Origin of the sequence: Rhodococcus sp. PAE-6, from assembly GCF_025290685.1 — a bacterium.
GTDB classification, from domain to species: domain Bacteria; phylum Actinomycetota; class Actinomycetes; order Mycobacteriales; family Mycobacteriaceae; genus Rhodococcus; species Rhodococcus pyridinivorans.
Window position 1 is genome coordinate 267,468 of record NZ_JAOCLZ010000007.1, and the last position, 6,000, is coordinate 273,467.

Below are 6,000 nucleotides of genomic sequence, written 5' to 3' on the forward strand. Positions count from 1 at the left end.
CGGGTCGTTCTAGGAGGTGCTGTCGTCCCCGGGCCGGTCCTCGCCGGATCCGTCCTCGGCCGCGCGATCCCGTTCGGCCTGCTCACGTTCCATGGTCGCCTGAAGCTGGGCGATCGGATCCTCGAAGGCTCCGGTGCCACCGCCGATCACACGATCGACGAAGGCCGTCGGGTTGTCGAGATCCGACGAGTCCGGCAGCAGGTCGGGATGCGCCCACACATGGTCGCGGGCCTCGGTGCCGGCGTCGGTGGTGAGGCGTCGCCACAGCGCAGCGGCCTCGCGCACCTTCCGGGGCCGGAGCTCGAGGCCGACGAGCGTAGCGAAGGTCTGCTCGGCCGGTCCGCCCGTGGCGCGGCGACGGCGCAGGGTCTCGGTGAGGGCCGAGGCACCCGGGAGCCGCTCGCCGAGCGCGTCGGCGACGACCGTCTCGACCCAGCCCTCGACGAGCGCGAGCATCGTCTCGAGTCGTTCGAGTGCGGCCTTCTGCTCCGGGGTGGTCTGGGGTTCGAACGCGCCCTGCTTGAGGATTTCCTCGAGCTTGGACGGGTCGGTGAGTGCCGACGGGTCGAGTCCCTGGGCGAGATCCTCGATCGACGACATGTCCATGCGGATGCCGCGTGCGTACTCCTCGACGGTCGCCAGCATCCGCTGACGCAGCCACGGCACGTGGCTGTAGAGGCGCTGGTGGGCGGCCTCGCGTGCGGCGAGGAAGACGAGCACCTCCTGAGCGGGCTGCTCGAGTCCTTCACCGAAGCTCTCGACCGCGGCCGGCAGGAGAGCGGCGGTGCCCTCCGGGCCGAGGGGGAGACCGATGTCGGTGGAGGTGAGCACTTCCTTCGACAACTGGCCGAGGGCCTGGCCGAGCTGGGAGCCGAAAGCAACCCCACCCATCTGCGAGAACATCCCGAGCATGGGCCCGGCCATCGCACGGGCCTCCTCGGGCAGACCGTTCAGCATCATGCCGTTGACCTGCTCGGCGATCGGATCGCACAGGCGCTTCCACGTCTCGAGGGTGTTGTCGAGCCAGTCGACGGGCGTCCACGCCACAACCTTCGACGCACCCGCGGGCAGCGTGGTGGCCGCGTCGAGCCACAGTTCCGCGAGGCGCGCGGCGTCCGTCACGGCGTCGGCGGTACGGGGCGAGACCGGGTCGACGGACCCGATCTGCTGACGTGCGAGCTTCGTCGCGATGTCGTAGTTGACCGGACCCGAGCCGCCGCCGGAACCCATGGCGCTGCCCATACCGGCGAGCATCTGGCCGAACTGGCTGAGCATCTGACCGAACTGCGCGGGATCGAAGCCCTGACCGCCGAACGGGTTGTCGCCCCCACCGCTGCCGGGGAGTCCGAATCCGAAGGGCATGCCGCCACCGGCTCCGCCGCTACCGGAACCCTCGTCCTTCCTACGGTCGGGGTCGTCGTCGGGATTCGAGAATCCGAAGGGCGTGTCGCTCATGTATCCAACGGTACAAGGCGTCCAGGGCGGGGACCGGCGTCGTGGTCACGCTCATGGCGAACACGACACGGCCGTGGTGTCAAGGGGGGTGGTCGGACGACCGTTACCCTGGCCGGGTGAATCGTCGCTACGTCCTGCCGCTCGCGCTCGTGCTCCCGATCCTCGTCATTGTGGTCGTGGCGTTCAACGTCCGGGCGCCGTACGTGGCGCTCGGCCCCGGCCCCGTCTTCGACACGCTCGGGGAGATCGAGGGCACCCCGGTCGTCGCGCTCGAGGGGATCGAGGCGGACGAGACCGAGGGCAGTCTGTTCATGACGACCGTCGGGGTCACCGACAATCTCACCCTCGCGCAGACCTTCACCGCATGGATCAGCGGGCGCTACGGCGTGGCGCCGCGCGAGCAGGTCTACCCGCCCGACCGCAGCAAGGACGAGGTCCAGGCCGTCGACCAGGCGCAGTTCGCCCAGTCGGAGCGGTCCGCCGAACTCGCCGCCCTGCACTATCTCGACCTGCCGGTGACCCTGCGGATCGCCGAGGTGGGCCAGGACGCCCCTGCCGCCGGGTTGCTCGAGGCGGGCGACCGGATCGTCGCCGTCGGCGGCGAGGAGATGCGCACGGCCGGCCAGGTCCAGCGCGCGGTCGGCGACGTGCCGCCCGGTGAGTCGGTGGACGTCACCGTCCGGCGCGGCGATGCCGAGGAGTCGTTCGACGTTCCTGTCGGTTCCCGGCCCGGCGACCCGGACAAGGGCTTCCTGGGCATCGCCACCGAGGAGGTTCCCGAGGTGCCCTTCGAGGTCACCTTCAACCTCGCCGACATCGGCGGACCGTCCGCCGGCCTGATGTTCAGTCTGGCCGTGGTGGACAAGCTCAGCCCGGGCCTGCTCAACGGCGGTCTGGACGTCGCCGGTACCGGCACCATCGACTCGGACGGGATGGTCGGTCCGATCGGCGGGATCACCCACAAGCTCACCGCGGCGTCGGAGGACGGCGCGACCGTCTTCCTGGTGCCCGCCGAGAACTGCGCGGAGGCGCAGAGCGGCGCCCCCGAGGGTGTGCAGCTCGTGAAGGTCGAGACGCTCGAGGGTGCGATCGACGCGCTGGCAGCGATCGCGGACGGACGCGACGCGCCCGCCTGCAGCTGATCCCGCCCGTCGGCAGCCGATCCCGCGCGCCGCACGGGGGCCGGCAGTGCGGTGATCGCCCTCTCAGTAGTCGTCGTCGCTCGCCTCGAGGGTCGCGTACAACGCGGCCACGACGTGCGGGGCGAGGTTGTCGTAGGTCCGCAGTTCAGTGCCCGCGAACGGATCGTCGTCGTCGAGGGGGCGCAACTGAAGGAGCGAGAGTGACGGCCCGTCGCGCAGGACCGCGGAGATGAGGCGGGCGGCGCGTCGTTCCGGGTGACTGTGCGCTGCGAGCCGGGCCGCCTCGTCCGCCGCGTGGGCGTCGGCGAGCAATGGCGTGAAGGCGTCGTCGAGTTCGTTCTCGGCGCTCGGCGGCAGCACGACCACCTCCTGCACGAGAGCGCACCCGGCAACCGATCCGGGCCAGGTGGTCGTGGCGAGGAACTCCTCGAGTGCGGGACTGCCGCCCTCGACGTCGTCGGGGAAAGATTCCTGCGCGATCGGGGTGTACTCGTGTCCCTCGTCGAGCTGGTCGGCGAGGGCGGGTTCGGCGGCTGCGAGAAGCACGGTCGGGACGAGCGCGAACATGACGGGAGGGCGGTCCCAACCCTCCGCATCCGCGAAATCGATGATCTCGTGGACGGCGCGCGCGAGTCCTTGTTCGGAAGGTACGGGAAGACGTTGGTTCACCGGCCTATCCTGGCACCCGTACGCGGGTGTGCGCTGCCGGACCTGCGTCGTGCGACCCCCTGTACGAGGATTCCGTAGAGTGGGGCGAAACGGTCACTCCGTGAGAACGAGGCGTGCTCGCACGCTTTCGTCGAGCGCGAGATGTACAGATGCGGTGCGATCGCGCCGCCGGACGAGTTGGGAGCGTGGCACGTGGGCATGAGGCCCCCGACCGGAGTACCTACATTGTCGAAGCGGAGCAGAGTTCTGCTGATCCTGGCAGTGGTGGCCGCAGTGCTGCTCCTGCTCGGACCACGGTTGGTGGACACCTACACCAACTGGCTCTGGTTCGGCGAGGTCGACTTCCGGGACGTATACGTCAAGGTTCTCCTGACCCGGATCGCACTGTTCCTGGCGGTCGGGTTGTTCATCGGCGGTGTCGTCTGGCTGGCGATGCTGCTCGCCTACCGGTCGCGCCCGGTCTTCGTGCCGACCACCGGACCCAACGATCCGGTGGCGCGCTACCGCACCACCGTGATGACGCGCATGCGCGCCTTCGGGATCGGTATCCCGGTCGTGCTCGGTGTGCTCTCCGGTCTGGTCGCCCAGGCCGGCTGGGTCACCGTCCAGATGTTCTTCAACGGCGGCGACTTCGGCACCACCGATCCGCAGTTCGGTCTCGACGTCGGCTTCTACGCCTTCGACCTGCCGTTCTACCGCTTCCTGCTCAACTGGTTCTTCGTCGCGATCGTGCTCGGGTTCATCGCGAACCTCGTCACCCACTACATCTTCGGCGGCATCCGCCTCGCCGGTCGCGGGGGAAGCATGTCGACGGCCTCGCGTGTGCAGCTCGCGGTCCTCGCCGGCCTGTTCGTCGCGTTCAAGGCGTTCGCCTACTGGCTCGATCGGTACGAACTGCTGTGGAGCAGCCGCAAGGAACCCACCTTCACCGGCGGTGGCTTCACCGACATCAATGCGGTGTTGCCGGCCAAGCTCATCCTGCTCGCGATCGCCGTCATCTGCGCGATCGCGTTCTTTGCCGCGATCTTCCTGCGCGACCTGCGGATCCCCGCGCTCGCGACGGCGCTGCTCGTGCTCTCGTCGATCCTCGTCGGCGCGGTGTACCCGCTCATGGTCGAGCAGTTCTCGGTGCGCCCGAACGCTGCCGACAAGGAGAGCGAGTACATCGAGCGCAACATCGCCGCGACCCGCGAGGCGTACGGCATCACCGACGACAAGGTGGCGTACGAGGACTACCCGGGTGTGGGCACCACCTCGCCCGAGAACATCCCGGCCGACATCACCACGATCGCGAACGCCCGCCTGCTCGACCCGAACGTGCTTCCCCGCACGTTCACGCAGCAGACGCAGCTGAAGAACTTCTACGGCTACCCCGAGTCGCTCGACATCGACCGGTACGAGCTCGACGGTCGTATGGAGGATTACATCGTCGCGGCGCGTGAGCTCTCGCCGACGAGCCTGACCGGCAACCAGACCGACTGGATCAACCGCCACACCGTGTACACGCACGGCAACGGTCTCGTCGCGGCGCCCGCCAACCGCGTGAACGCCGCCGCGAGTGCCTCGGCGGAGGAGGCCGCCAACAGCAACAGCGGCTATCCCGTCTACTTCGTCAGCGACCTGGCGTCGCTCGCTGCGGAGAACCAGGTCATCCCCGTCGAGCAGCCCCGCATCTACTACGGCGAGGTCATCGCCGAGGCCGATCCGGACTACGCGATCGTCGGCAACAGCGCCGACTCGTCCGGTCCGCGCGAGTACGACACCGACACCGAAAAGTACACCTACACCGGCTCGGGCGGCGTCGACATCGGCAACTGGTTCAACCGGCTCGCCTTCGCCGCGAAGTACGGCGAACGCAACATCCTGTTCTCGAGCGCCATCGGCAGCGACTCGAAGATCCTGTTCAACCGCGACCCGCGTGAGCGCGTGACGAAGGTCGCGCCGTGGCTGACGGCCGACGGCGACGCCTACCCGGCCGCGATCGACGGCCGCATCAAGTGGGTCGTCGACGCGTACACCACGCTCGACTACTACCCGTACGCGCAGCGCGCGTCGCTCGAGGGCCTCGTCGAGGACAGCATCGACCAGAACACCGGCCGGTTGCTGCCCCGCAAGGAGGTCTCGTACATCCGCAACTCGGTGAAGGCGACGGTCGATGCCTACGACGGCACGGTGACGCTCTACCAGGTCGACGATGAGGACCCGGTCCTGAAGGCGTGGATGGGTGTCTTCCCTGATGCGGTGACCCCGCAGGACCAGATCTCCGACGAGCTGCGGGCGCACTTCCGGTACCCGGAGGATCTGTTCAAGGTGCAGCGCGAGATGCTCGCCAAGTACCACGTCGACGACCCGCGCGAGTTCTTCACGAACAATGCGTTCTGGTCGGTGCCGGCGGACCCGACGGTCGACACCAGCGCGAACCAGCCGCCCTACTACCTGCTCATGGGCGATCGCGAGACGGCGGATCCCCGGTTCCGTCTGACCTCGGCGATGGTGGGTTACAACCGGCAGTTCCTGTCGGCGTACATCTCGGTCGAATCCGATCCGGAGAACTACGGGAAGTTCACGATCCTGCAGTTGCCGACGGATACGCAGACCTTCGGTCCGGAGCAGACGCAGAACGCGATGATCTCCGACACCCGAGTGGCTTCGGAACGGACCCTGCTCGAACGGTCCAACCGGATCCAATACGGCAACCTGCTCACCCTGCCCATCGCGGACGGCGGCATCCTGT

Annotated in this window: 4 protein-coding genes; 2 read left to right on the top strand and 2 right to left on the bottom strand. The window is 68.4% G+C overall.

Translation table 11 applies throughout. The features are described 5' to 3' along the window. Positions 1–9: 9 nt before the first annotated feature. Positions 10–1,455, bottom strand: a complete 1,446-nt coding sequence (locus NVV99_RS16320) for a zinc-dependent metalloprotease (protein ID WP_024101466.1) — start codon at positions 1,453–1,455, stop codon at positions 10–12. Between the two features lie 116 nt (positions 1,456–1,571). Here NVV99_RS16320 and NVV99_RS16325 point away from each other — a divergent pair, with 116 nt between their 5' ends. After that, complete coding sequence (locus NVV99_RS16325; protein ID WP_024101465.1) at positions 1,572–2,597, top strand: PDZ domain-containing protein; 1,026 nt, start codon at positions 1,572–1,574, stop codon at positions 2,595–2,597. 63 nt (positions 2,598–2,660) lie between these two features. Here NVV99_RS16325 and NVV99_RS16330 read toward each other — a convergent pair whose 3' ends face one another. Beyond that, positions 2,661–3,266, bottom strand: coding sequence for a PPA1309 family protein (locus NVV99_RS16330; protein ID WP_006550273.1), 606 nt, complete (start codon positions 3,264–3,266; stop codon positions 2,661–2,663). 192 nt (positions 3,267–3,458) lie between these two features. Here NVV99_RS16330 and NVV99_RS16335 point away from each other — a divergent pair. After that, positions 3,459–6,000, top strand: a 2,542-nt coding sequence (locus NVV99_RS16335) for a UPF0182 family protein (protein WP_260782935.1), incomplete at its 3' end; no start/stop codon positions are given.